Annotated in this window: 24 protein-coding genes and 1 rRNA gene; 15 read left to right on the top strand and 10 right to left on the bottom strand. The window is 74.4% G+C overall.

The annotated features are described in order from the left end of the window. Positions 1-10 precede the first annotated feature (10 nt). From egtC to O2W15_RS17395, 8 genes are all read left to right on the top strand, one after another. Positions 11-715, top strand: a complete 705-nt coding sequence (gene egtC, locus O2W15_RS17430; protein WP_269161009.1) for an ergothioneine biosynthesis protein EgtC — start codon at positions 11-13, stop codon at positions 713-715. Next, the gene (gene egtD, locus O2W15_RS17425) at positions 712-1,698 is read left to right on the top strand and encodes an L-histidine N(alpha)-methyltransferase (RefSeq protein ID WP_269180294.1); all 987 of its coding nucleotides are present in this window, start codon (positions 712-714) and stop codon (positions 1,696-1,698) included. Before egtC ends, egtD begins: the two co-directional genes overlap by 4 nt. Continuing rightward, positions 1,695-2,834, top strand: coding sequence for an ergothioneine biosynthesis PLP-dependent enzyme EgtE (gene egtE / locus O2W15_RS17420; protein ID WP_269180293.1), 1,140 nt, complete (start codon positions 1,695-1,697; stop codon positions 2,832-2,834). The genes egtD and egtE overlap by 4 nt, the downstream gene beginning before the upstream one ends. Positions 2,835-2,913: 79 nt before the next feature. Beyond that, positions 2,914-3,735, top strand: coding sequence for a DUF4397 domain-containing protein (locus tag O2W15_RS17415; RefSeq protein ID WP_269180292.1), 822 nt, complete (start codon positions 2,914-2,916; stop codon positions 3,733-3,735). Between the two features lie 237 nt (positions 3,736-3,972). Continuing rightward, the gene (locus O2W15_RS17410) at positions 3,973-4,791 is read left to right on the top strand and encodes a DUF4397 domain-containing protein (RefSeq protein WP_269180291.1); all 819 of its coding nucleotides are present in this window, start codon (positions 3,973-3,975) and stop codon (positions 4,789-4,791) included. Between the two features lie 25 nt (positions 4,792-4,816). Further along, positions 4,817-5,515, top strand: a complete 699-nt coding sequence (locus O2W15_RS17405; RefSeq protein ID WP_269180290.1) for a class F sortase — start codon at positions 4,817-4,819, stop codon at positions 5,513-5,515. A gap of 44 nt (positions 5,516-5,559) precedes the next feature. Next, positions 5,560-6,159 (top strand): RNA polymerase sigma factor, encoded by a 600-nt coding sequence (locus O2W15_RS17400; RefSeq protein WP_269161004.1) that lies wholly within the window; start codon positions 5,560-5,562, stop codon positions 6,157-6,159. Further along, on the top strand, positions 6,140-6,943 hold the full coding sequence (locus tag O2W15_RS17395) for an anti-sigma factor (protein ID WP_269180289.1): 804 nt from the start codon (positions 6,140-6,142) through the stop codon (positions 6,941-6,943). Before O2W15_RS17400 ends, O2W15_RS17395 begins: the two co-directional genes overlap by 20 nt. Positions 6,944-6,956: 13 nt before the next feature. Here the strand turns inward: O2W15_RS17395 and O2W15_RS17390 are convergent, their stop codons facing one another. Then, positions 6,957-8,330, bottom strand: coding sequence for an 8-oxoguanine deaminase (locus O2W15_RS17390; RefSeq protein WP_269180288.1), 1,374 nt, complete (start codon positions 8,328-8,330; stop codon positions 6,957-6,959). A gap of 171 nt (positions 8,331-8,501) precedes the next feature. Between O2W15_RS17390 and helR the strand changes: the two genes are divergently transcribed. Genes helR through pucD form a run of 4 tightly spaced genes read left to right on the top strand, consistent with a single transcriptional unit; the run spans position 8,502 to position 14,461 of the window. Then, positions 8,502-10,682 (top strand): RNA polymerase recycling motor ATPase HelR, encoded by a 2,181-nt coding sequence (helR, locus tag O2W15_RS17385; RefSeq protein ID WP_269180287.1) that lies wholly within the window; start codon positions 8,502-8,504, stop codon positions 10,680-10,682. 44 nt (positions 10,683-10,726) lie between these two features. Beyond that, positions 10,727-11,605, top strand: a complete 879-nt coding sequence (locus tag O2W15_RS17380; protein ID WP_269180286.1) for an FAD binding domain-containing protein — start codon at positions 10,727-10,729, stop codon at positions 11,603-11,605. A 1-nt stretch (position 11,606) separates the two neighbouring features. Then, complete coding sequence (locus O2W15_RS17375) at positions 11,607-12,095, top strand: (2Fe-2S)-binding protein (protein WP_269160998.1); 489 nt, start codon at positions 11,607-11,609, stop codon at positions 12,093-12,095. Next, positions 12,092-14,461: a xanthine dehydrogenase subunit D gene (pucD, locus tag O2W15_RS17370; protein WP_269180285.1), complete on the top strand. Its 2,370-nt coding sequence runs from the start codon at positions 12,092-12,094 to the stop codon at positions 14,459-14,461. The genes O2W15_RS17375 and pucD overlap by 4 nt, the downstream gene beginning before the upstream one ends. 9 nt (positions 14,462-14,470) lie before the next feature. Here pucD and alc read toward each other — a convergent pair whose 3' ends face one another. Genes alc through O2W15_RS17330 form a run of 8 tightly spaced genes read right to left on the bottom strand, consistent with a single transcriptional unit; the run spans position 14,471 to position 21,360 of the window. After that, positions 14,471-15,601, bottom strand: coding sequence for an allantoicase (gene alc / locus O2W15_RS17365; RefSeq protein ID WP_269180284.1), 1,131 nt, complete (start codon positions 15,599-15,601; stop codon positions 14,471-14,473). Between the two features lie 55 nt (positions 15,602-15,656). Beyond that, on the bottom strand, positions 15,657-16,982 hold the full coding sequence (gene allB / locus O2W15_RS17360) for an allantoinase AllB (RefSeq protein ID WP_269180283.1): 1,326 nt from the start codon (positions 16,980-16,982) through the stop codon (positions 15,657-15,659). Further along, positions 16,979-17,638: an urease accessory protein UreD gene (locus tag O2W15_RS17355; protein ID WP_269180282.1), complete on the bottom strand. Its 660-nt coding sequence runs from the start codon at positions 17,636-17,638 to the stop codon at positions 16,979-16,981. The genes allB and O2W15_RS17355 overlap by 4 nt, the downstream gene beginning before the upstream one ends. Positions 17,639-17,697: 59 nt before the next feature. Beyond that, positions 17,698-18,378 carry an urease accessory protein UreG gene (gene ureG / locus O2W15_RS17350; RefSeq protein WP_269160993.1) on the bottom strand — a complete coding sequence of 227 codons (681 nt, stop codon included), beginning with the start codon at positions 18,376-18,378 and terminating at the stop codon, positions 17,698-17,700. A 12-nt stretch (positions 18,379-18,390) separates the two neighbouring features. Further along, entirely contained in the window at positions 18,391-19,038 is a 648-nt protein-coding gene (locus tag O2W15_RS17345; RefSeq protein ID WP_269180281.1) for an urease accessory protein UreF, read from the bottom strand. Beyond that, complete coding sequence (locus O2W15_RS17340; RefSeq protein ID WP_269180280.1) at positions 19,038-20,759, bottom strand: urease subunit alpha; 1,722 nt, start codon at positions 20,757-20,759, stop codon at positions 19,038-19,040. Before O2W15_RS17340 ends, O2W15_RS17345 begins: the two co-directional genes overlap by 1 nt. After that, the gene (locus O2W15_RS17335; RefSeq protein ID WP_269160990.1) at positions 20,759-21,061 is read right to left on the bottom strand and encodes an urease subunit beta; all 303 of its coding nucleotides are present in this window, start codon (positions 21,059-21,061) and stop codon (positions 20,759-20,761) included. The genes O2W15_RS17340 and O2W15_RS17335 overlap by 1 nt, the downstream gene beginning before the upstream one ends. Further along, the gene (locus O2W15_RS17330; protein ID WP_269159297.1) at positions 21,058-21,360 is read right to left on the bottom strand and encodes an urease subunit gamma; all 303 of its coding nucleotides are present in this window, start codon (positions 21,358-21,360) and stop codon (positions 21,058-21,060) included. Before O2W15_RS17330 ends, O2W15_RS17335 begins: the two co-directional genes overlap by 4 nt. A gap of 157 nt (positions 21,361-21,517) precedes the next feature. On the opposite strand from O2W15_RS17330, the gene O2W15_RS17325 reads away from it, so the two are divergent. Genes O2W15_RS17325 through O2W15_RS17315 form a run of 3 tightly spaced genes read left to right on the top strand, consistent with a single transcriptional unit; the run spans position 21,518 to position 23,495 of the window. Continuing rightward, on the top strand, positions 21,518-21,880 hold the full coding sequence (locus tag O2W15_RS17325) for a GntR family transcriptional regulator (RefSeq protein WP_036339582.1): 363 nt from the start codon (positions 21,518-21,520) through the stop codon (positions 21,878-21,880). Continuing rightward, complete coding sequence (locus O2W15_RS17320) at positions 21,877-22,800, top strand: ABC transporter ATP-binding protein (protein ID WP_269180279.1); 924 nt, start codon at positions 21,877-21,879, stop codon at positions 22,798-22,800. The genes O2W15_RS17325 and O2W15_RS17320 overlap by 4 nt, the downstream gene beginning before the upstream one ends. Beyond that, positions 22,797-23,495, top strand: a complete 699-nt coding sequence (locus O2W15_RS17315) for a hypothetical protein (protein WP_269180278.1) — start codon at positions 22,797-22,799, stop codon at positions 23,493-23,495. Before O2W15_RS17320 ends, O2W15_RS17315 begins: the two co-directional genes overlap by 4 nt. Positions 23,496-23,834: 339 nt before the next feature. Here O2W15_RS17315 and rrf read toward each other — a convergent pair. Continuing rightward, positions 23,835-23,951 (bottom strand): 5S ribosomal RNA (rrf, locus tag O2W15_RS17310). Positions 23,952-24,154 lie beyond the last annotated feature (203 nt).

The following is a 24,154-nucleotide window of genomic DNA, read 5'->3' as shown; positions in this document are numbered from 1 at the left end:
GAGACGCCTGATGTGCCGGCACCTGGCCTGGCTCGGGCAGCCGCGCACGCTGGCCGCGCTGGTGCTCGACCCGCCGTCGTCCCTGCTGGTGCAGGCGCACGCCCCCCGCCGGCAGCGGTACGGCACGGTGAACGCCGACGGCTGGGGCGTGGGCTTCTGGGCCGAGGGCCGCCCGGAGCCGGCTCGCTGGCGGTCGGCGCAGCCGTTGTGGGGGTCGGCGTCCTTCGCCTCGGTCGCGCCCGCCGTCTCGGCCCGCTGCGTGCTGGCCGCGGTGCGCTCGGCGACCGTGGGGATGCCGATCGAGGAGGCGGCGGCCGCCCCGTTCACCGACGGCCGCTGGCTGCTCTCGCACAACGGCCGGGTCGACCGGGCGGTGCTGCCCCCGGCCCGGGACGCCGAGTCGGTGGTGGACAGCGCGCTGCTGGCCGCGCTGGTCTTCTCCCGGGGCATGGCGGCGCTCGGCGAGACCGTCCGCGAGGTGGGGGCCGCCGACCCGGCCGCCCGGCTCAACCTGCTCGCCGCCGACGGCACCCGGCTGCTGGCCACCACCTGGGGCGACACCCTGTCGGTGCTGGCCACCGACGAGGGGACGGCGCTGGCCAGCGAACCGTGGGACGACGACCCGCGCTGGTCCGACGTCCCCGACCGGACGCTCGTCGAGGTCACCCCCGACGGCCTGACCCTGACCCCCCTCGATGCATCGGAGCCCGCATGACGTTCACGCTCACCGACCACCTGGGCCCGGTCGACGCCGGCGCTGCGCTCGCCGCCGACGTGCGCGCCGGCCTGACGGCGAGCCCGAAGACGCTGCCGCCCCGCTGGTTCTACGACGAGCGCGGCAGCGAGCTGTTCGACGAGATCACCCGGCTGCCGGAGTACTACCCGACCCGCGCGGAACGGGCCCTGCTGGCCGAGCGCGCTGCGGACGTCGCCGCGGCCACCGGCGCCGACACGCTGGTCGAGCTGGGCAGCGGCACCTCGGAGAAGACCCGGCTGCTGCTCACCGCGCTGGCCGAGGCCGGCACCCTGCGCCGCTTCGTGCCGGTCGACGTCGACCCCTCGGTGCTGCGGTCCGCCGGTGCCCAGATCACCGCGGCCTACCCGGGGACGGCGGTCGACGCGGTGGTCGCCGACTTCACCGTGCACCTGGGCGACCTGCCGCAGGAGGGCCGCCGGCTGGTCGCCTTCCTGGGCTCCACGATCGGCAACCTGGAGCCCGGGCCGCGGGCGTCCTTCCTCTCCTCCCTCGCGGCGACCCTGCGGCCGGGGGACTCCTTCCTGCTCGGCACCGACCTGGTGAAGGACCCCGACCGGCTGGTCCGCGCCTACGACGACGCCGCCGGGGTGACCGCGGCGTTCAACCGGAACGTGCTCGCGGTGCTGAACCGGGAGCTGTCGGGCGACGCCGACCCGGCCGCGTTCGAGCACGTCGCGGTGTGGGACGCCGAGCAGGAGCGGGTCGAGATGCGGCTGCGGTCGACCCGGGACCAGGTCGTGGACCTGGCCGCGATCGAGTTGACGGTGCCCTTCACTGCCGGGGAGGAGATGCGCACCGAGGTGTCGACCAAGTTCCGCCGGGCCCGGGTCGAACAGGAGCTGGCCGCCGCCGGCCTGCGGATGACCCACTGGTGGACCGATCCGGCCGGGGACGTCGCGGTCTCCCTGTCGGTGCCCGGTCCGCTGGCCTCCGGGCGGTGAGCAGCCTCCCGCACGACGACCTCGGCGACGCCTGGCGCGCCGCCCGTGTGCGACCGGCCGGCGTACACCTGGACCACGCCGCCTGCAGCCGGCAGAGCACCGAGGTGCTGGACGCCGTCGCCCGGCACGCCCGGCACGAGGCGGAGCTGGGCGGCTACGTCGCCGAGCAGGCCGCCGAGGGGCTGCTGCAGCAGGGCCGCTCGGTGCTGGCCGGGCTGGTCGGGATGGCCGCCGCCGACGTGGCCTTCACCGAGAGCGCCACCACCGCGGTGCAGACGCTGTTCTCCCGGTGGCGGTTGCCGGCCGGCAGCCGGATCGGCGTGCTCCCCGGCGAGTACTTCCTGAACGAGGCGGCCATCCGTGCCGCGGGGTTCGTCCCGACGACACTGCCCGCCGATCCCATGGGCCGGGCCGACGTCGCCGGCATCGAACGGATGCTGCGGGAGGACCCGCCGGCCGTCGTCCACCTGACCGTGGTCGCCAGCCACCGGGGTCTCGTCCAGCCGGCTGCGGAGGTGTCGGCGCTGTGCCGGGCAGCCGGGGTCCCGCTCGTGCTCGACGTCGCGCAGGCGCTGGGTCAGGTGGACTGCGACGTGGCGGCCGACGCGGCCTACGGCACCTCCCGCAAGTGGCTGGCCGGGCCGCGCGGGGTCGGTTTCCTGGTCCTGCGCCCGACCCTGTCCGCGCAGCTGGCGCCGGTGGTCGGTCCCGAGCTGTTCGATGCCGCCGGCGACACCCGGCACACCTACTGGTACGAGTCGCACGAGGCGCACGTGGCCGGCCGGGTCGGCCTGGTGGTCGCCGTCGGCGAGCACCTGGCCGCCGGCCCGCAGCGGGTCCGCGCGCGGCTCGCGGCGCTGGGCCGCGCCACCCGCGAACGGCTCGACGGCCGCGGCGGGTGGCAGGTCGCGGAGCCGCTGGACGAGCCGACGGCGATCACCACGCTGCGCGCCCCGGACGGCGTCGACGTCCGGGAGGTCGTCGCCCGGCTCCGCACCGAGCACGGCCTGCTGACGACGGCGGCCGGCCGGGAGCGGGCACCCCGGGAGCTCGCCGGCCCGGTGCTCCGCGTCTCCCCGCACCTGGACTCCACCGTCGAGCAGCTCGACCTGCTGGCCACTGCCCTGGCCCACTGATCGTGGCCGGCTGCATCCAGGCGCGGAGGTGGGCTGGAAGAACGGGGTGACAGTCCACCCCAACGGAAGGAACGTCACCGTGAACAAGACCCGCCCGATCGCCCTGACCGCCGGCGCCGCTGGCGCGTTCGCCCTGCTCTTCGGGGCCACGCCCGCGCTGGCCGACTCGCACACCAACGCGACCCTCTCGGTCCTGCACGCCGTCCCGGAGCTCCCGGTCGACGTGTACGCCAACGGCGAGCGGCTGATCGACGACTTCCAGCCGGGCACCCTCACCGACCCGCTGTCGCTCCCCGCCGGCTCGTACGACCTGGCGCTGTTCCCGGCCGATGCCGCGGACGGCTCCGGCGAGCCGCTGCTGTCGGCGATGGGCGTGGAGCTGCCGGCCGGCGCCGACGCCACGGTGGCCGCCCACCTCACCGAGGCCGGCGAGCCCGCTCTCACCCCGTTCGTGAACGACACCTCTGAGGTCGCCGCGGGCGAGGGCCGGCTGACGGTGCGCCACGTGGCCGCGGCGCCCGCCGTCGACGTCCGGGCCGGTGGCGAGGTCATCATCGACGGCCTGGTCAACCCGAACGAGGAGTCGCTGACCGTCCCGGCCGGCGACGTGAGCGCCGACGTGGTGCTCGCCGGCACCGACACCGTGGCGATCGGCCCGGCGGACCTGACCGTGGCCGAGGGCGCCAACACGGTCGTCTACGCGTGGGGTTCTGGTGACGCCGGCTACGAGCTCGCCACCCAGACGGTCCAGGCCGGGGCCTCCGCCCCGACCGGCGTCCCCGGTGGCTCGGCCGGCCTGGCCGCTGACGAGGGCATGCCGGCGCCGCTGGTCGGCCTGACCGTGGCCGGCCTCGCCGCTGCTGCCTTCGCCGGCCGCAAGTACGCCACCAGCCGGGTCTGACCCGACCGGTAACAGCACCACCGTGCGCGGCTCCGTCGTCGTGTTGGTCCTGGGCCATGCCCTGGCGATCGGGACACCGGTCACCTGGGCACTGACCCAGCCCAACACGACGGCGGGCACCACGGTCTGGTCGCCGCGCTGATCGGATCGATCGCAGATCCGGAACAGGTGCATCCGCAGCTGCGGATGGGCAGGAAGTACGAGATGACAGTCCACCCCAACGGAAGGAACGTCACCGTGAACAAGACCCGCCCGATCGCCCTGACCGCCGGCGCCACCGGCGCGTTCGCCCTGCTCTTCGCGGCCACCCCCGCGCTGGCCGACTCGCACACCGCGACCGTCTCGGTCCTGCACGCCATCCCGGAGACCCCGGTCGACGTCTACGCCAACGGCGAGGAGCTCATCGCCGACTTCGAGCCGGGCACCCTCGCCGGCCCGCTCACGCTGCCCGGCGGCGAGTACGACCTGACGGTGTACCCGGCCGGTGCCGACCCGGAGACCGCCGAGGTCGCGGTCAGCCTGGAGGACGTGGAGATCCCGGCCGGCGCCGACGCAACCGTGGTCGCCCACCTCACCGAGGCCGGCGCCCCGCAGCTCACCCCGTTCGTGAACGACACCTCCGCCGTCCCCGCGGGCGAGGGCCGACTCACCGTGCGCCACGTGGCCGCGGCGCCCGCCGTCGACGTCCGGGCCGGTGGCGAGGTCATCATCGACGGCCTGGTCAACCCGAACGAGGAGTCGCTGACCGTCCCGGCCGGCGACGTGAGCGCCGACGTGGTGCTCGCCGGCACCGACACCGTGGCGATCGGCCCGGCCGACCTGACCGTGGCCGAGGGCGCCAACACGGTCGTCTACGCGTGGGGTTCCGGTGACGCCGGCTACGAGCTCGCCACCCAGACGGTCCAGGCCGGGGCCTCCGCCCCGACCGGCGTCCCCGGTGGCTCGGCCGGCCTGGCTGCTGACGAGGGCATGCCGGCGCCGCTGGTCGGCCTGACCGTGGCCGGCCTCGCCGCTGCTGCGTTCGCCGGCCGCAAGTACGCCACCAGCCGGGTCTGACCCGACCGGGAACAGAGGCACCACCGTGCGCAGCTCCGTCGTCGTCCTGGTCCTGGGCCTCGTCCTGGCGATCGGGACACCGGTCACCTGGGCGCTGACCCGGCCCGACACGACGGCGGGCACCACGGTGGAGCAGGCGATCGACACGCCGTCGTCCTCGACGACGGCGCCGTCACCGTCGGCGGCACCGCCCTCCGGGGCGGTGCCGCCGTCGGCGCCCGCACTCGACCTCCCGCCGGTGACCACCCGGGACGCGGCTCCCACCGTGGCCGCACCGGTCCCGGCTCCGGTCCGGCTGAGCCTGCCGGCCCGGGGCGTGGACGCCCCGCTGGACCCGGTGGGGGTCTCCCCGGACGGCCAGATGGAGCTGCCGGAGGACGTGGACCGGGTCGGCTGGTACCGCTTCGGTCCCGCGCCCGGGGACGACGGCTCGGCGGTGCTCGCCGGGCACGTCGACGACCGGGAGCAGGGGCTGGGCGCCCTGGCTCCGCTGCGCAGCGCCGAGGTCGGCGACGTCGTCGTGGTCACCGGCGCGAACGGCGAGGAGACCCGCTGGCAGGTGGTCTCCCGCGAGCTGATCACCAAGCAGGTCCTGCCACTGGACACGATCTTCGGCCGGGACGGTCCGCCCCGGCTGGTGCTGGTCACCTGTGGTGGTCCGTTCATGCCCGAGATCCGCAGCTATCGCGACAACGTGGTCGTCGTTGCCGAACCGCTCCCATGAGCCTCCTGGCCGTCCGTCGGCCACCACTGGGTACGGTCGCTGACGTGCCCACCACCGAGGGCTCGGTGCAGCAGAGCGCCGAGCCGGACGACGTCGAGGTCGCCCGGCGCTTCGTCGACGGCGACGAGCAGGCCCTCGCGTGGGCCTACGAGCGATGGGCGGCGCAGGTGCACGGCATGGCGGTGCGGGCCTTCGGGCCCGGCCCCGATGCCGAGGACGTCACCCAGCAGACCTTCATCTCGGCCTGGACCGGGCGCGCTCGGTACCGACCCGACCAAGGGGCACTGCCGGCCTGGCTGGTGGGGGTGTGCCGGCACAAGATCGCCGACACCTGGGCCAAGCGGGAACGGCAGCGTCGGTCGACCGAGGCGGCCGCGAGCGAGGCCCGCTCGGCCCCGACCGCCGGCCCCGGCAGCGAGCTGGCCACCGAGGTGGCCGACCGGGTGCTCCTGCTGGGCGAGTTGAACCGGATCGGCCAGCCGCAACGAAGCATCATCGAGCTCGCGTTCTTCGAAGACCTGACCCATGCACAGATCGCGGCACGCACCGGCATCCCGCTGGGCACCGTGAAGAGCCACATCAGACGCACCTTGGAGCGCCTGCGAGACCGGTTGGAGGTGGACGGTGCAGCACTGCGATCCTGACGAGCTGGCGCTGGCCGCCCTCGGCGAGCAGCCGTCGCCCGAGTGCGCCGCGCACCTGACCGACTGTGCCGAGTGCGAGCAGGAGGTCGCCTCGCTCCGGCGGAGCGTCGACGTCCTCGCCGTCCCTGCGCTGGCCGCGCCCAGCCAGGCGATGGCCCCACCCCCGCAGGTCTGGGCCGCCATCGCCGCCGCGACCGGGGTCGCTGCCTCCCCCCGCCCGGCCGAGATCGAGGCCGGACTGTCGCGCGAGGTCCCCATGCCCGGGCCGACCGAGGTCGAAACGGACGTTCCCGGATCGACTGACTCCCCTCCGGCAGGGGCGACCGTCATGCCCTTCCGGTCGCGGTCCGCTCGCCGGCCGGCGACCCGGTGGCTGCCGCTGGCCGCCGCCGTGCTCGTGGGTGGCCTGATCGGCGCCGGGGCGGTCGCGGTCACCCAGGACGGCCCCGGCGGCGCCGTGGTGGCCCAGGCCGGCCTCGATCCGCTGCCGGAGCAGATCGCGTCGGGGAACGCGGAGGTCCGGGAGCGCGGCGGGATCCGCGAGCTGCAGGTCGACCTCGACGTGCCCGCACTGCAGGACGCCTACTACGAGGTGTGGCTGCTGCAGGCCGACGCCCAGCGGATGGTGCCGGTCGGCATCGTCCGGCAGGGCGCGACCGTGCTGCGGCTGCCCGACGGCATCGACCTCGCCGCCTACCCGCTGGTCGACGTCTCGGTCGAGCCGCTCGACGGCAACCCGACGCACTCCGGCGTCTCGGTGGTCCGCGGCGAGCTCTCCACCTGACCCCGGCGCCCGCTCAGCCGAGCGGAGCCTGCATCCGCTGCGCCACCCGCCGGTGGACGGCGAGCTGCTCCTCGAGCCCGGGGTGCACGACGGCGCCGTCGGAGACCACGAAACGCCCCGCCACGACGGTGTGCCGTGCGGACACCGGACCGCAGCGCAGCCAGGCCTCCACCGGGTCCGACAGCGCACCGGCGAACCGCACGCCCTCCAGTGACCAGATCGCGAGGTCACCGCAGGCGCCGATGGACAGCTCGCCGATCTCGCCGGACCGGCCCAGGCAGGCGGCGCCCCCGCGGGTGGCGATCTCCAGCGCGTCCCGGGCCGACATCGCCGCGGCGCCGTGCCGGAGCTTGCCCTGCAGCATCGCGGTGCGGGCCTCCAGCCACAGCGACGCGGAGTCCGCCGACGCCGAGCCGTCGACGCCCAGCCCGACCGGCGCGCCGGCCGCCCGCAGCTCGGCCACCGGGGCGAGACCGCTGCCCAGGATCATGTTCGACGAGGGGCAGTGCGCTGCCCCGACCCCGGCCGCGCCGAGCCGGGTGACCTCCTTGGCGTCCGGCCAGACCACGTGCGCGAGCCACGTCTGGTCGGTCATCCAGCCGACGTCGGTCAGGTGGTCGACCGGTCGCCGGCCGAAGGTCGCCAGGCAGAAGGCGTCCTCGTCCTGGGTCTCGGCGAGGTGGGTGTGCAACCGGACGTCGAGGGACTCGGCCAGCTCCGCCGTCCGGCGCATCAGGTCGGGGGTGACGCTGAACGGGGAGCAGGGCGCCAGCGCGATCCGGGTCATCGCGGTGGGTGCGGGGTCGTGGTGGGCCTGCACCAGCCGCTGCGAGTCGGCCAGGATCTCGTCGTCGTCCTGCACCACCGAGTCCGGCGGCAAGCCGCCGTCCTTGACGGAGAGCGACATCGACCCGCGGGTGGGTGAGAACCGGACGCCGAGCTCCCGTGCCGCGGCCACCTCCGCGGAGATCAGGTCGCCGGCGCCGCGCGGGTGCACGTAGAGGTGGTCGGTCGACGTGGTGCAGCCGGACAGCGCCAGCTCGGCCAGCCCGACGTACGCGCTGACGTACGCCGCCTCCTCGTCGAGCCGGGCCCACAGCGGGTACAGCGTGACCAGCCAGTCGAACAGCCCACCGGTGAGCGCGGGGGCGTAGGCGCGGGTCAGGTTCTGGTACAGGTGGTGGTGGGTGTTCACCAGCCCGGGCGTGACCAGGCAGCCACGGGCGTCGACCCGCCGGACGGCGGCCGGCTGCGGGTCGCCCGGGCCACCGAGGCCGCTGACCACGCCGTCGGTGATCGCGACCCAGCCTCCGGGCAGCTCGCGGCGGGCGTCGTCGACGGTGGCGATCAGCTCGGCGTCGTGCACGAGCAGGTCAGCGGTCTGCACCCAGCGCATCCTGCCCCGTGGACGTGTCCGGCGTGTGTACGAGCCTCCCCCGCCAACTCCAAGCTATAGCGCACCCGGGGGCTTGCGGCAAGACCCGGGGGGTGCCGGAAGATCGTCGACCGCGGCCCTGACCTGCAGGTATGCCGCAGCCGTCAGGACGGAGCCGACTGCATGCCCCCGTTCAGCACCAGTGCCTTCGACCTCCCCGACCACCTCACCGCCAAGGCCGACCCGGCGCTGATCGCCACCGACGAGCGGCACCTCGCCGCCATCGCCACCAGCCTCGAGGAGTCGATCGCCGACCTGGCCGACCGCCTCGCCGCCGAGCGGCGCGCGCCCGGCGGCACGGGTGAGGCGGCGCTGAACCGGGACCTGGAGGTGCACCGGCTCTCCGCCCGGCTGCGCACCCTGCGTCGCTTCGGCCTGGACCTCTGCCTGGGGCGCGTCGTCCGCGCCGCCGACCCCGAGCCGGTCTACGTCGGGCGGCTGGGCCTCACCGACGGCGCCGGTCGCCGGCTGCTCGTCGACTGGCGCTCGCCCGCCGCCGAGCCGTTCTTCGGCGCCACCCACGCCGACCCGATGGGGCTGGTCAGCCGCCGCCGGTACCGCTGGACCCGCGGCCGGGTCAGCGACTACTGGGACGAGGTGTTCACCGCCGAGGCGCTGGAGGGGCACGCGGCCCTCGACGACCAGTCCGCCTTCCTCGCCAGCCTGGGCGGCACGCGGTCGGCCCGGATGCGCGACGTGCTCGGCACCATCCAGGCCGACCAGGACGCGATCATCCGCGCGGGGTCCGCCGGCACGCTGGTCGTCGACGGCGGGCCCGGGACGGGCAAGACCGTCGTCGCCCTGCACCGGGCGGCCTACCTGCTCTGGTCCGACCCGAACGTCGGCTCCCGCCGCGGCGGGGTGCTGGTGGTCGGCCCGCACCAGCCCTACCTGTCCTACGTCGCCGACGTCCTGCCCAGCCTGGGCGAGGAGGGGGTGCGCACCTGCACCCTCCGGGACCTCGTGCCCGAGGGGGCGACGGCGGCGGTGGAGACCGACCCGGAAGTCACCCGCCTGAAGTCGACCGCGGACCTGGTGACGGCGATCGAGGCCGCCGTCGGTTTCTACGAGGAGCCGCCCCGACGCGGGCTCACGGTCCAGACGCCCTGGGCGGAGGTCGAGCTCGGCCCCGCCGACTGGGCCGAGGCGTTCGCCGCGCCCGAGCCCGGCGCGCCGCACAACGAGGCGCGCGGCGAGGTGTGGGCGGAGCTGCTCCGGGTCCTGGTGGACGCGCACGACGACGACGTGCCGGCCGACCTGCTCCGCAGGTCACTGGAGCAGGACCGGGAGCTGCGCAGGGCCTTCGACCGGGCGTGGCCGGCGCTCGACGCGGCCGACGTCGTCGGCGACCTGTGGTCGGTGCCCGCCTACCTGCGCCGGTGCGCCCCCTGGCTCGGCCCGGACGAGGTCCGGGCCCTGCAGCGCGCCGACGCCCGCGCCTGGACGACGGCCGACCTGCCGCTGCTCGACGCCGCCCGGCAGCGGCTGGGCGACCCGGAGGCGTTCGACCGGACGCGTCGGCACGTGGCCGCCGTCGCCGCGGAACGGGAACGCATGGCGACCGTCATCGACGACCTGATCGCCGCCGACGACTCCGAGCTCCTGCTGATGACGACCCTGCGCCACCAGGACCTGCAGGACGCCCTGGTCGACGACGCCGCCTTGCCCGCCGCCACGCCGGACGTGCTCGCCGGCCCGTTCGCGCACGTCGTGGTGGACGAGGCCCAGGAGCTCACCGACGCCGAGTGGCAGATGCTGCTGCTCCGCTGCCCGTCGCGGAGCTTCACCGTCGTCGGGGACCGGGCCCAGGCCAGGCACGGGTTCACCGAGTCGTGGCCGGAGCGGCTGGAGCGGGTCGGGCTCGGCCGGGTCGGCGTCGCGCCCCTGACCCTCAACTACCGGACCCCGGAGGAGGTCATGGCCGCCGCCGAGCCGGTCATCCGGGCCGTCCTGCCGGACGCCAACGTGCCGACGTCGGTCCGCCGCACCGGCGTCCCGGTCCGGTATGGGTCCCTCGCCGAGCTGGGGACGATCGTCGACGACTGGCTCGCCGGACATGAGGAGGGGACGGCGTGCGTCATCGGGGCCCCGTCGTTCCGTGCCGGACCCCGCGTCCGGTCGCTGACCCCGGCGCTGGTGAAGGGCCTGGAGTTCGACCTGGTCGTCCTCGTCGACCAGGCGGGGTCCGGCGCGGGCATCGGCGGCGCGGTCGACCGCTACGTGGCGATGACCCGGGCGACGCAGCAGCTCGTCGTCCTCACCCGTCCTGACCCGCCCTGGCGCCCGGCCGTCATCGCCCCGTGACACTGCGGGGCTACCGTGACCGTCCCCCACCGATGAGGAGCCCCATGGACTTCCTGCAACCGGTCACCTGGACGGAGGCGCTGGAGGCGAAGGCCGCCCATCCCGACGCCGTGCCGATCGCCGGGGGCACCGACGTGATGGTGGGCCTCAACTTCGGCCACCTCCGCCCGGCGCTGCTCCTCGACCTCACCCGGGTCGCCGACCTGCGCGACTGGGCGATCACGGACGGCGCGGTCCGACTGGGGGCGGGGGTCAGCTACGCGCGGGTGATCAGCGAGCTCGGCGACCGGCTGCCGGGCCTGGCCATGGCCTCCCGCACCATCGGGTCCCCGCAGATCCGCAACCGGGGCACGGTCGCCGGCAACCTCGCCACCGCGTCACCGGCCGGCGACGCCCACCCCGCGCTGCTGGCCGCGGGGGCCGAGGTCGAGGTGGCCTCGGTCCGGGGCACCCGCCGGATCCCGATCGACGACTTCTACACCGGGGTAAAGCGGAACGCGATGGACGGCGACGAGCTCATCACCGCCGTCCACGTCGTCCCGCCAAGCGGCCCGCAGCAGTACAGCAAGATCGGCACCCGCAACGCGATGGTCATCTCCGTCGCGGCGTTCGGCCTGGCCCTGCACCCGGACCGCCGCGCGGTCGGCACCGGCATCGGCTCGGCCGCGCCGACCCCGCGCCGCGCCCCCGCCGCCGAGGAGTTCCTGGCCGGCGAGCTCGACAGCAGCGGCCTGTGGGAGTCCCGGGCCGAGCTGCCGGAGGCGACCATCGCCCGCTTCGGGGAGCTGGTCGCCGCCGCGGCCGCCCCGATCGACGACGTCCGCGGCAGCGCCCGCTACCGCGTCCACGCGCTGTCCGTGATGGCCCGCCGCGCCCTGACCTGGGCCTGGGCCGACCACCGCTCCGCGAACCAGGAGGCCTGACGTGCGTCTGACCTGCACCGTGAACGGCACCGAGCAGCACGTGGACGACGTCTGGGAGGGCGAGAGCCTGCTCTACGTCCTGCGGGAGCGGATGGGCCTCCCCGGGTCGAAGAACGCCTGCGAACAGGGCGAGTGCGGCTCCTGCACCGTCTACCTCGACGGCCTGCCGGTCTGCGCCTGCCTGGTCGCCGCCGGCCAGGCCGAGGGCCGGCAGGTCGGCACCGTCGAGGGGCTGGCCGACCCCGAGGCGCTGCACCCGGTGCAGCAGGCCTTCCTGGACGCCGGCGCCGTCCAGTGCGGCTTCTGCACGCCCGGGCTGCTGGTGGCCACGCACGACCTGATCGCCCGGCACGGCCGGCCCAGTGACGCCGAGACCCGCGAGGCGCTGGCCGGCAACCTCTGCCGGTGCACCGGCTACGAGAAGATCCTGGACGCCGTCCGGCTCGCCGCGGACCGGATGGCCGAGCCCACGGCAGGGGGAGACCGATGAGCACGCCGACCCGCACGCCGACCGGGGCACCGGAGCACCTGACCGGGCCGGGCAGCGGCGGGGTCGGCGACGACGCCCAGCGGCCCGACGGCGTCCTCAAGGTCCGCGGCGAGTTCGCCTACGGCAGCGACCTCTGGATGGAGGACATGCTCTGGGGGGTCACCCTCCGCAGCCCGCACCCCTACGCCCGGATCCGCTCCATCGACACCAGCGCGGCGCTGGCCACCCCCGGCGTCTCCGCCGTGCTCACCTCCGACGACGTGCCCGGCGAGAAGGTCTACGGGCTCGAACTGGCCGACCAGCCGGTGCTGGCCGTCGACGTCGTCCGCTACCAGGGCGAACCGGTGGCGCTGGTCGCCGCCGACCACCCGGAGACCGCCCGGCTGGCCGCCGCCCGCATCCACGTCGACTACGACGTGCTGGAGCCGGTCACCGACGCGCGCACCGCGCTGGGGCACCCGACCTGGAACCAGGTGCACGACACCACCGCCGAGGTCACCGAGCTGAGCCGGGAGAGCGCCCACCTGCACCCGGAGGGGAACCTGGTGCGGCACCTGAAGGTCCGCACCGGTGACCCGGCCCCGACCGCGGACGTCGTCGTGGTGGGCGAGTACGAGGTGGGGATGCAGGACCAGGCCTTCCTCGGTCCGGAGGCCGGCCTCGCCGTGCCGGCCGAGGACGGCGGCGTGGAGCTGCACGTCGCCACCCAGTGGCTGCACGTGGACCAGAAGCAGATCTGCTCCGCCCTCGCCCTGCCGCCCGAGCAGGTACGGCTGACGCTGGCGGGCGTGGGCGGCGCCTTCGGCGGCCGTGAGGACCTGTCGATGCACGTGCACGCCTGCCTGCTGGCGCTGCGCACCGGGCGCCCGGTGAAGATGTCCTACAACCGGGAGGAGTCCTTCTTCGGCCACGTGCACCGCCACCCGGCGACCATGCGCTACGAGCACGGCGCCACCCGGGACGGCGAGCTGGTCTACGTCAAGGCGGCGATCTACTTCGACGGTGGCGCCTACGCCTCCAGCACCCCGGCCGTGGTGGGCAACGGCGGGACGATGGGGATCGGCCCCTACGTCGTCCCCAACGTGCACGTCGACTGCTACGGCGCGTACACGAACAACCCGCCGTGCGGGGCGATGCGCGGCTTCGGGTCGGTGCAGACCGCCTTCGCCTACGAGTCGCAGATGGACGCCCTCGCCGCCGAGCTGGGCATGGACGCGGTGGAGCTGCGCTGCCGCAACGCGATGGAGGAGGGGTCGGCCACCCCCACCGGCCAGGTGATCGACAGCCCGGCCCCGGTCGCGGAGCTGCTGCGCCGGCTGGAGGCCATGCCGCTGCCGGCCGCGTCCGGCGACGGCGAGGTCGACCTGCGCGACATGCCCGGCGGGGTCTCCAACACCACCCACGGGGAGGGCGTCCGGCGCGGGGTCGGCTACGCCGTGGCGTACAAGAACGTCGCCTTCTCCGAGGGCTACGACGACCACTCGACGGCCCGGGTGCGCCTGGAGGTGGTCGGTGGCGAGCCGACCGCCACCGTGCACACCGCCGCGGCCGAGGTCGGTCAGGGGCTGGTCACCGTCGAGCAGCAGATCGCCCGCACCGAGCTCGGGGTCGAGCGCGTCGTCGTGCACCCCAAGGACACCAGCGTGGGGTCGGCCGGCTCGACCTCGGCCTCCCGGCAGACCTACGTCACCGGCGGCGCGGTCAAGGCCGCGTGCGAGAAGGTGCGTGAGCAGGTGCTCGCCCGGGCCGAGCGACTGGTGGGACGGACCGTTCCCGACCTGCGGCTGGCCGGCGGTTCCGTGGTGTCCGACAGCGAGGACATCACCGTCCCGCTGGCCGACCTGCTGGGGGACGACGTCCTCGAGGAGACCCTCGAGTGGCGGCACCGCCCCACCGAGGCGATCGACCCGGAGACCGGCCAGGGCTTCGCGCACGTGCAGTACGCCTTCTCCGCGCACCGGGCCGTGGTGGACGTCGACACCGAGCTCGGGCTGGTCAAGGTGGTCGAGATGGCCTGCACCCAGGACGTCGGCAAGGCGATCAACCCGCAGGCGGTGGTCGGCCAGATCCAGGGCGGCACCGCGCAGGGCCTCGGGCTGGCGGTGATGGAGGAGATCCTGATCAAGGACGGCAAGGTGCGGAACCCGTCGTTCACCGACTACCTGATCCCGACCATCCTGGACATGCCGCCGATGCGCATCGAGGTCCTGGAGTACGCCGACCCGCACGCCCCCTACGGCCTGCGCGGGGTCGGCGAGGCACCCAACATCTCCTCCGGCCCCGCGGTGCTCGCCGCCATCCGCGCCGCGACCGGCCTCCCGCTGAACCGGGTGCCGGTGCGGCCGGAGCACATCACGGGGACCTGACCAGCCCCGTCAGCCGGCCCGACCGTCGAGCAGGGAGCGGACGGCGGGCGGGAGTTCGCCGGTCAGCGGGCGGTGCCCGACCAGCCGGCCAGCTTCACTCGGGTCGACGCCGAGCGAGCCCAGCACCTCCAGGGCCGGGACGTCGGGCAGCGCGTCGAACCAGCGGCGTCCCAGTGCGGCGCGGCCGGCGGCGGTGGGCCGCCCCCACAGCCGCAGCCGGGCCATCCCGCCGTCGGGGAAGACGTCCAGCCGCACGCTGCTCACTCCCGTCTCCCCGTCGAGCACAAACCGGTGCCGGGTGTCCGGCTGGAGCCGGGTGCGGGGCAGCAGCACGACCTCCGCGCCGTCGGCGGTGCGCCCGGTGAGCGACGCGGTGCCCGGGGCGTTGCCGAGGAAGTACGAGGTGTCCAGCTCGGCGAGGGTGACCACGCCCTCGCAGGCCAGGTCGACGTCGACCCAGTCGTTGCCCGTGCCGCGGCGGCGGGCGTTCTCCCAGCCCTCGCCCATCGACCGGGCCGAGCCGTGGCCGATCAGCTGGTGCGGGCTGCCGTAGTGGGCGTTGCTCACGCCGGTGACCCGTCCGCCGTTCTCCAGGGCGGCCAGGTCGAACGGCCCGGCGTCCACCAGTCGCGGGTCCGGGACGACGCTGCCGTGCACCCGCAGCCGGGCCACCCCGCCGTCGGGGTGGATGGACAGCCGCACGTGCGTGTACCGGCGGTCGGACTCCACCGGGAAGGCGTTGGCGGTGTCGCCGGCCAGGTCGACGAGCGGCAGCAGCGGCTGCCAGTCCGCGCGCGCGAGCTCCTCGACCGACGGGTGCCCCTCGACCGCGGCGCCGTCCAGCGAGGCCTGCGGCGGGTAGTTGCCGGTGAAGAACGCGGTGTCGACGACGACGCCGGCCACGATCCCCGGCGCCCCGAGCCGCACGATCGCCCAGTCGTGCCCGGGGCTGCGCCGGCGGCGCGTCTCCCAGCCGTCGTACTCCTTGCCCTTGTGCCCGAACTCGGTGCGCGGCACGGCCGGGTGCGGCAGCACGAGGTTCTCCCGGGCAGCGAAGAACTCGTCGTTCGCAGCGACGACGGCGCCGCCGAGGTCACGACGGGCCAGGTCGGGGAGGGCGAGGAAGGCGGGGTCGGTCATCGGGCTCCAGACGGATCGGGACGGACGCGGGTCACTGTGACACGGCGCGGGCCCGTCACCCCTCCGATCGCTCGAGCAACCGGCCGAGGGGAGCCGCCCCGTCGACCAGCGGCTGCCCGCGCAGCCAGGTCCGGCGGACCACCCCGGTCAGCTCCCGCCCCGCGTACGGCGTGACCGGGCTGCGGTGGTGCAGCTGCGCCACCCGCCACGGCTCGTCGGGCGCGAACGCCACCAGGTCGGCGTCCTTGCCCACGGCGATCGCGCCCTTGCCGGTCAGCCCGGTCAGCCGCGCCGGCGCGGCCGCCATCCACCGCACGACGTCGGCGAGGGAGAACCCCCGCGCCCGGGCCCCGCTCCACACCACCGGCAGGGTCACCTGCAGCCCGGCAATGCCACCCCAGGCGAGCGCGAAGTCGCCGACGTCCAGCCGCTTGAGCTCCGGCGTGCACGGCGAGTGGTCGCTGACCACCAGGTCGACGTCCCCGTCGGCCAGCGCGCGCCACAGCGCCTCCCGGTGCTCGGCCTCCCGGATCGGCGGGCAGCACTTGAACGACGTGTCGCCGTCGGGGACCTCCTCGGCGCTGAACGTCAGGTAGTGCGGGCAGGTCTCGACGGTGATCCGCACCCCCTCCGCCCGGGCGGCCCGCAGCATCGGCAGCGCACCGGCGTCGGCGAGGTGGACGACGTGCACCCGGGCGCCGGTGTCCCGGGCGGCGGCGATGAGCCGGCCGATCGCGGTCTCCTCCGCCGCACCCGGCCGCGAGGCGAGGAAGTCGGCGTAGCTCCGCCCACCCGGCTGCGGGGCGGCGGTGATCACGTCGTCGTCCTCGCAGTGCGCGATGAGCAGCCCGTCGACGGCGGCCAGCTCGGTGAGCGCGGCCCGCAGGCCGGCGTCGTCCAGCGGCGGGAACTCCGGTACGCCGGAGTCCAGCAGGAAGCACTTCACGCCCACCGCCCCGGCGGCGAGCAGTCGTGGGAGCTGGCCGGCGTTGCCGGGCACGGCGCCGCCCCAGAAGGCGACGTCCACGCTGACCTGCCCCTCGGCCACCGCGCGTTTCACGTGCAACGCCTCGACGTCGACCGTGGGCGGGACCGAGTTCAGCGGCATGTCGACGATCGTGGTGATGCCCCCGGCCGCCGCCGCGCGGGTCGCCGAGGCGAAGCCCTCCCACTCGGTGCGCCCGGGCTCGTTGACGTGCACGTGGCTGTCGACCAGCCCGGGGAGCAGCACCTCGTCCTCGGGGAGGGTGACCACCTGGCCGTCGACCTCGCCGAAGCCGGTGACGGCGACGATGACGCCGTCCTGCACGTGCACCGCGGCCGACCGCTCCCCGTCGGGCAGCACCACCCGCCGGGCCCGGACGACGAACGACCCGCTCACCGCGCCACCTCCGCCAGCTCGTCGACCGGTCGCGACGACACCGACGCCAACCGGGTCACCGCGTCGTGCAGCTCGTCGCCCCACGCCGTCCCCACCCAACCGCCGGGCAACGGCAGCCGCACGGCGTCGCCCCCGGTCGCCACCTCGGGCCGCGCGTCGCCGATCGACACCGTGGAGACGTAGGCCCGGGGGGCGACCGGCGGCAGCCAGGCCGGCGCCCCGGGCCCCAGGCCGATCGCGGTGTGCACCAGCGGGCGGCCGTCCCGCTCGACCCGGGTCGTGCCGGTCCAGCGCCCCGGCTCCTCGCCCACCCGGCCGAGCAGCACCTGCTCGGTGGCGGTCAGCTCGCCGCCGTCAGCCAGCTGCGCGTGCAGCTCGGCCCGGTGATCGGCGCGCGCGGTGACCACGGTCGGCTCCGGCGCCAGCTGCAGCACGCCGGAGACCTCGGCTCGCACCACCTGCCGCGACGGCGGGGACTCCCCCCGGGCGGGCAGCACGACGGCCGCGGCCACCGAGTGGACGCTGAGCCGGGCGCCTGCCTCCACGACGAGCCGGATCTCCACGTCGTCCCCGCCCAGCGGGCCGAACGCCGTGGCGACCAGGTGCACGGAGGCGGCGCCGGTGCGCCGCACCGCCAACTGCCCGCTGGCGCGCACGATCGGCAGGGTCGTGCGCCCCCGCGCGTCGCACCGAGCGACCACCTCCACCCGCGTCCTCACGGCGCCGTCTGCAACGCCCTCGCGCGCACCTGCTCCCGCACCCACTCGGCGACCTCGGTCGCCGCAGGGTCCTCCCGCAGCGAGATCAGCAGCGTCGGCTTGTCCCCGCGGACGGCGTCGGAGTCGCGGCGCATCACCCCGAGGTCGGCACCGACCAGCGGCGCGAGGTCGGTCTTGTTGACCACCAGCAGGTCCGAGGCGGTCACCCCGGGCCCGCCCTTCCGCGGCACCTTGTCCCCGCCGGCGACGTCGACCACGAAGACCTGGACGTCGACCAGCCCGTAGCTGAACGAGGCGGTCAGGTTGTCACCGCCGGACTCGACGAAGACCAGCTCCAGCCCGGGGTGCCGGGACTCCAGCAGCTCCACGGCGTCGAGGTTGGCGGTGATGTCGTCGCGGATCGCGGTGTGCGGGCAGCAGCCGGTCTGCACCGCCTCGATCCGGTCGTCGGGCAGCACGGCGTTGCGGCGCAGGAAGTCGGCGTCCTCGGTCGTGTAGATGTCGTTGGTGACGACGGCGAGGTCGTACTCGGCGCCCAGCGTGCGGCACAGCGCGGCGGCCAGGGCGGTCTTGCCCGAGCCGACCGGGCCACCGAGACCGACCCGCAGGGGGCCGCCGTGCCGGTGCTCGGGGGTGTACGGGTCGACGTAGTCGTCGATCCGGTGGTCAGGCGGCATGGGCACTCCTGGTCATGAGGCGAAGAACCGGTCCTTGCGTGCGGCGTGCAGTTCGGCGAGCAGGTCGAGGAGGGGGTCGGTGGCCGCCGGCAGGTCCTCGGCGGATGCCTCGGCGACCTCGTCCACCTCGGGGGCCAGCCGGGCGGTCACCGCGGCCACGGTGATCGGGTCCATGGCCAGCAACCGCTGCGCGGCAGTGGCCGGGCCGCTGATCGCGAGATAGGCGGCGGCGTGCGCGGCGTCCCGCGGCGTCAGCCCACCGGTCGCCGCGGCGACGCCCAGGGCCAGCGGGTGGTGCGGCTGGGCCCGCAGCGCGGCCCACGCCGGGTGCGGCCAGGCCCGGCTGCCGACCCGGACCAGCCCCCGGCCCTGCTGCCGGGAGGTGGCCCGCAGTGCCGGGGAGGGCGTACGGGCATCCGCCTCCGCGTCCAGCGCGTCGAGCGCGGCCACCGGATCGGCGTCGTCCACCGCCCGGCACGCGGCCGCGGCCAGCCCGGCGGCCACCGCTCCCGAGGTGGCCAACCGCCGGCGCAGGAAGACCGCCAGCGAGCCCGGGTCGGCGAGCACCCCGGCCGCGATCGCCTGTTCCACGCCGCCGGAGTGGGTGTGTCCCCCAGCGGGCAGCCGGGAGTCGGCGAGGGTGAGCAGCGCAGCCGTCATCAGAAAAGGAAGTAGCGCTGGGCCATCGGCAGCTCGGCGACCGGCTCGGGCTCCCAGACCTCGCCGCCGACCGACACGGTGAACGTGTCCGGGTCGACCCGGATCTCCGGCAGCGCGGTGTTCTCCGGCATGTCCGCCTTCCCCAGCCGGGTGGTGTCGGCGACCGCGACCAGCCGCCGGTCGACCGCCAGCCGGTCGGCCAGCCCGCCCTCGATCGCGGCCGGGGCGACGAAGTGCACCGAGGTCTGCGCCGGCACCCGGCCGTACGCGCCGAACATCGGCCGCGGCAGCACCGGCTGCGGGGTCGGGATGGAGGCGTTCGCGTCGCCCATCTGCCCCCAGGCGATCATCCCGCCCTTGAGCACCACGTGCGGCCGGACGCCGAAGGTCCCCGGGTCCCAGAGCACCAGGTCCGCGAGCTTCCCCGGCTCCACCGAGCCGACCTCGCCGTCGATCCCGTGCGCCACGGCCGGGCAGATCGTGTACTTGGCGACGTACCGGCGGGCCCGCAGGTTGTCGGCGGCCCCGTCGCCGGCCAGCGACCCGCGGCGGCGCTTCATCACGTGCGCGGTCTGCCAGGTGCGCATCACGACCTCGCCGACCCGGCCCATCGCCTGGGCATCGGAACCGATCATCGAGATCGCGCCCAGGTCGTGCAGCAGGTCCTCGGCGGCGATGGTCGTGGGCCGGATCCGGCTCTCGGCGAAGGCGAGGTCCTCGGGCACGGAGCTGTCCAGGTGGTGGCAGACCATGAGCATGTCGAGGTGCTCGTCGAGGGTGTTCACCGTGTGCGGCCGGGTCGGGTTCGTGCTGCTGGGCAGCACGTTCGGGTGCCCGGCGACGGTGATGATGTCCGGCGCGTGCCCGCCCCCGGCGCCCTCGGTGTGGTACGCGTGGATGCTCCGGCCGGCGATCGCGGCCAGGGTGTCCTCGACGAAGCCGGCCTCGTTCAGGGTGTCGGAGTGCAGGGCCACCGGGACGCCGTTGCGCCCGGCCACGGTGAGCGCGGCGTCGATCGCGGCCGGCGTGGAGCCCCAGTCCTCGTGCAGCTTGAACCCGCTGGCGCCGGCCCGGAGCTGCTCCTCCAGCGAGTCGACCGAGACGGTGTTGCCCTTGCCCAGCAGCGCGACGTTGACCGGCATCCCGTCCATCGCCTCGAGCATCCGGGCCAGGTACCAGTCGCCCGGGGTGATGGTGGTGGCCTTGGAGCCCTCGGCCGGACCGGTGCCCCCGCCGATCATCGTGGTGATGCCCGAGCCGATCGCCGTCGGCACGATCTGCGGGCAGATGAAGTGCACGTGGCAGTCGATGCCGCCGGCGGTGAGGATCTTGCCGTTGCCGGCCAGCACCTCGGTGCCCGGACCGATGACCAGGTCGGGGTGGACGCCGTCCATCGTGTCCGGGTTGCCGGCCTTGCCCAGCGCGACGACCCGCCCGTCGCGGACGCCGACGTCGGCCTTGACGACCCCCCAGTGGTCGAGCACGACCGCGCCGGTGATCACCAGGTCCGGAGCGCCCTCGGCGCGGGTCGCCCGGCCCTGCCCCATCGACTCGCGGATCACCTTGCCGCCGCCGAACACCGCCTCCTCACCGGCCAGGCCCGGACCACCGCAGCGGTCCTCGGTGACCTCGATGAGCAGGTCGGTGTCGGCCAGCCGGATCCGGTCACCGACCGTCGGGCCGTAGAGCTGGGCGTAGCGCTCCCGGGACAGCTGCACCATCAGGCCAGCCCACCTTCCGCAGTGAGCCCGGGGACGACGCGGGCGCCGGCCAGCGGGACGAGGGTGACGGTGCGCTGGATGCCGGGCTCGAACCGGACGGCCGTGCCGGCGGCGATGTCGAGCCGGTGACCGTGCGCCGCAGCCCGGTCGAACGCCAGTGCCCGGTTGGCCTGGGCGAAGTGGAAGTGGGAGCCGACCTGGACCGGCCGGTCGCCGGTGTTGTGCACCGCCAGCTCGACCCGCGGCACGCCGGGCAGCGTCTCGATGACGCCCTCGGCGGTGATGACCTCGCCGGGGATCACGAGATCGGGTGGTGGACGGTCACCAGCTTCGTCCCGTCCGGGAAGGTCGCCTCCACCTGCACCTCCTCCAGCAGCTCGGGGACGCCGTCCATGACGTCGTCCCGGGTCAGGACGGTGCGGCCGGACTGCATCAGGTCGGTGACCAGCTCGCCGTCCCGGGCGCCCTCGAGCACGTGGTCGGTGACGATCGCGGTCGCCTCGGGGAGGTTGAGCTTCAGGCCCCGGGCCTGACGGCGGCGGGCGAGCTCGGCGGCGTAGCTGAGCATCAGCCGTTCCTGCTCGTGCGGGGACAGCAACACGGGCGTCGTCCTCCTGACGTCGGCGAGCCGGCGGAGTCAGGAACGTAGCTGGCCCGTGTGACGGTCCCGTTGCGGGGACTTGTGCACTGCGATTCCTCGGCTCTATGGTTCATTACATGAGTAACGAACCAGCGAGCCTGCTGGGTCGTGTGCCTCGGTGAACGAGGACGCCGGCCCGATCTTCCGGCAGGTCGCCACCCAGCTCGAGGACGCGATCGTCGACGGCTCCCTCGCCGAGGAGAGCCAGGCCCCCTCGTCCAACGAGCTGGCCGCCTTCCACCGCATCAACCCCGCCACCGCCGCCAAGGGCCTGAACCAGCTGGTGGCCGACGGGGTCCTCTACAAGAGACGAGGAGTTGGGATGTTCGTCGCCACCGGCGCACGGGAGCAGCTGCTCAAGCGGCGCCGCAGCGAGTTCGCCGAGCAGTACCTCACCCCCCTGCTGGCCGAGGCCGACAAGGTCGGCATCAGCATCGCCGAGATCGTCCAGCTGCTGCGCGAGCGGGGAGGCCGGTCGTGACCGCCGCCGCCACGCTCGAGGGCGTCACCATGCGCTTCCGGGGACACACCGCACTGACCGACGTCTCCACCACGCTGCAGGCGGAGACGATCACCGGCCTGCTCGGCCGGAACGGTGCCGGCAAGACCACGCTCATGCAACTGCTCACCGGTCACCGCTTGCCCACCGCAGGCCAGGTGACCGTGCTCGGTGCAGCGCCGTACGAGAACGACGGTGTGCTGAGCCGCATGTGCTTCATCAAGGAGGGCCAGCGGTACCCGGACCACTTCCGGGTATGTGACGCCGTCTCCGCGGCCGCCCACCTCTACCCGCACTGGGACCAGCCACTGGCCGACCAGCTGCTCACCGACTTCGACCTGCCCGGCAAGCGGCCGATCAAGAAGCTGTCCCGGGGGATGAACTCGGCCGTCGGCATCATCCTGGGCCTGGCCTCGCGGGCACCGGTCACGCTGTTCGACGAGCCGTACCTGGGCCTGGACGCCGTCGCGCGCCAGCTCTTCTACGACCGCCTGCTGGCCGACTACGCCGAGCACCCCCGCACGATCCTGCTCTCCACACACCTCATCGAGGAGATCAGCGACCTGCTCGAGCACGTCCTGCTCATCGACCGCGGCCGGGTGCTGCTGGATGCGGACGCGGAGACGTTGCGGTCCACGGCGCTGACCGTCACCGGCCCGGCGGCCCAGGTGGCCACCTTCGGCGCCGGCCACGCCGTCCTGCACGAGGAGTCGATGGCCGGCCAGACGCGAGCGATCGTCCGGACGGCGACGGCGACGGCCCGACAGGAGGCCAAGGCCCTCGGCCTGGCCGTCGAACAGACGTCGATCCAGCGGCTGGTGGTCGCCATGAGCCTCGCCGCGGCGCAGCCCGCCACACCCTCGACTCTCGACCGCGCCACCCTGCAGGGAGCTCACCGATGAACCGTGTCCTCGGCGCCGCCCGCCTCCAGCTCATCAACCCACTCCTGTCCGTCGGGATCGGCTGGGCGATCGTCGCGCTCGCCTTCGTCGTGAACCTGGCGATCTGGGGCGTCGGTGACCTGGACACCAGCGCAAGCGACTCCAACACCGGCGGTCTGGCCGCGCTGTACATCACGGTGCTGGTGACCTACATCCAGGCGGTGACCATGGTGTTCCCCTTGGCGATGGGGCTCAGCCTCAGCCGTCGGGTCTTCTACCTGGGGACGGCGCTGGTCGCCGTCGTGCAGGCGGTCGTCTTCGGCATCGCCCTGGCCGCGCTGACCGCAGTCGAGAACGCCACGAACGGCTGGGGCGCCGGACTGGAGTTCTGGGCCCCCGGAGCCGTGGACGTCGGGAACCCGGCCCTGCAGGTCGTCGTCTTCGCCGTCCCGATGATGGCCTTCGCCTTCATGGGGATCGGCTTGGGTGTGCTCTACAAGCGCTGGGGGGCGACGGGCATCTACGCGCTGACGGCCGCGCTGATCGTGGGCACCGGCGCCCTCGTCGTGCTGCTCACGTGGCGCCGGGCCTGGGACGACCTGGGAGCCTGGCTGACCGATCGTTCGGTGGAGTCCTTCGCCATCGGCTTGCCCGCGGTGGCCGCACTCGCGCTCGCCGCGCTGGCATACCTGGGGCTGCGACGCGCGGTCCCCTGACCACGCAGGCACATCCGACGGCCGGCCCGCTCCTGGCGCGCCGGCCGTCGGCGTCCTGCGCGGCCGATAAGTGGCCTGACGAATCAGACCGACACCACCGGGCATCGCACCCTGCAGCGACGGCCTCGAGTTCGGCTACGTCCCCAAGGGCGAGGTCCCGGAGCTCGCTCGGGACGACAGCCGGCGTTCGGCCGCGGTCGACACGTCGGTGCAGTGGAATCGTCGGGAGCCGACGTGTTCCCGCTACGGAGAGCACCGGCCAGGGTGCCCACGTCAGCCTCTGCCGGAAATGCAGGAACGGGGCCACAGCCGTAGCTGTGACCCCGTCCTGGGAGTTATGTCCGGCGGCGTCCTACTCTCCCACCCGGTCCCCCGGGCAGTACCATCGGCGCTGAAAGGCTTAGCTTCCGGGTTCGGAATGAGACCGGGCGTTTCCCTTTCGCCATGACCGCCGTAACACTGTGAAGATGTACCCCACCCCGACACGCATCCCGGCTACCCGGGACGGTGTCTGAGGAGGAGCGGAACACAAGGGTTCCGTACCTTCAGAGCTGCACAGTGGACGCGACATTGTCTTGCAAAATGGGCTGGATGAGTATGTGGTCAAGCCCTCGGCCTATTAGTACCGGTCAGCTCCACGACTTGCGCCGCTTCCACTT

The organism is Modestobacter sp. VKM Ac-2979 (assembly GCF_026967995.1).
In the GTDB taxonomy this organism is placed as follows: Bacteria; Actinomycetota; Actinomycetes; order Mycobacteriales; family Geodermatophilaceae; genus Modestobacter.
This window is presented reverse-complemented; position numbering and strand designations above follow the sequence as displayed.

Bases quoted from the DNA above. Each gene is read 5' to 3' on its own strand.
- egtC (WP_269161009.1), top strand. From the start codon at position 11: ATGTGCCGGCACCTGGCCTGGCTCGGGCAGCCGCGCACGCTGGCCGCG.
- egtD (WP_269180294.1), top strand. From the start codon at position 712: ATGACGTTCACGCTCACCGACCACCTGGGCCCGGTCGACGCCGGCGCT.
- helR (WP_269180287.1), top strand. From the start codon at position 8,502: ATGCCCCCGTTCAGCACCAGTGCCTTCGACCTCCCCGACCACCTCACC.
- O2W15_RS17380 (WP_269180286.1), top strand. From the start codon at position 10,727: ATGGACTTCCTGCAACCGGTCACCTGGACGGAGGCGCTGGAGGCGAAG.
- pucD (WP_269180285.1), top strand. From the start codon at position 12,092: ATGAGCACGCCGACCCGCACGCCGACCGGGGCACCGGAGCACCTGACC.
- alc (WP_269180284.1), bottom strand. From the start codon at position 15,601: ATGACCGACCCCGCCTTCCTCGCCCTCCCCGACCTGGCCCGTCGTGAC.
- ureG (WP_269160993.1), bottom strand. From the start codon at position 18,378: ATGCCGCCTGACCACCGGATCGACGACTACGTCGACCCGTACACCCCC.
- O2W15_RS17345 (WP_269180281.1), bottom strand. From the start codon at position 19,038: ATGACGGCTGCGCTGCTCACCCTCGCCGACTCCCGGCTGCCCGCTGGG.
- O2W15_RS17340 (WP_269180280.1), bottom strand. From the start codon at position 20,759: ATGGTGCAGCTGTCCCGGGAGCGCTACGCCCAGCTCTACGGCCCGACG.
- O2W15_RS17315 (WP_269180278.1), top strand. From the start codon at position 22,797: ATGAACCGTGTCCTCGGCGCCGCCCGCCTCCAGCTCATCAACCCACTC.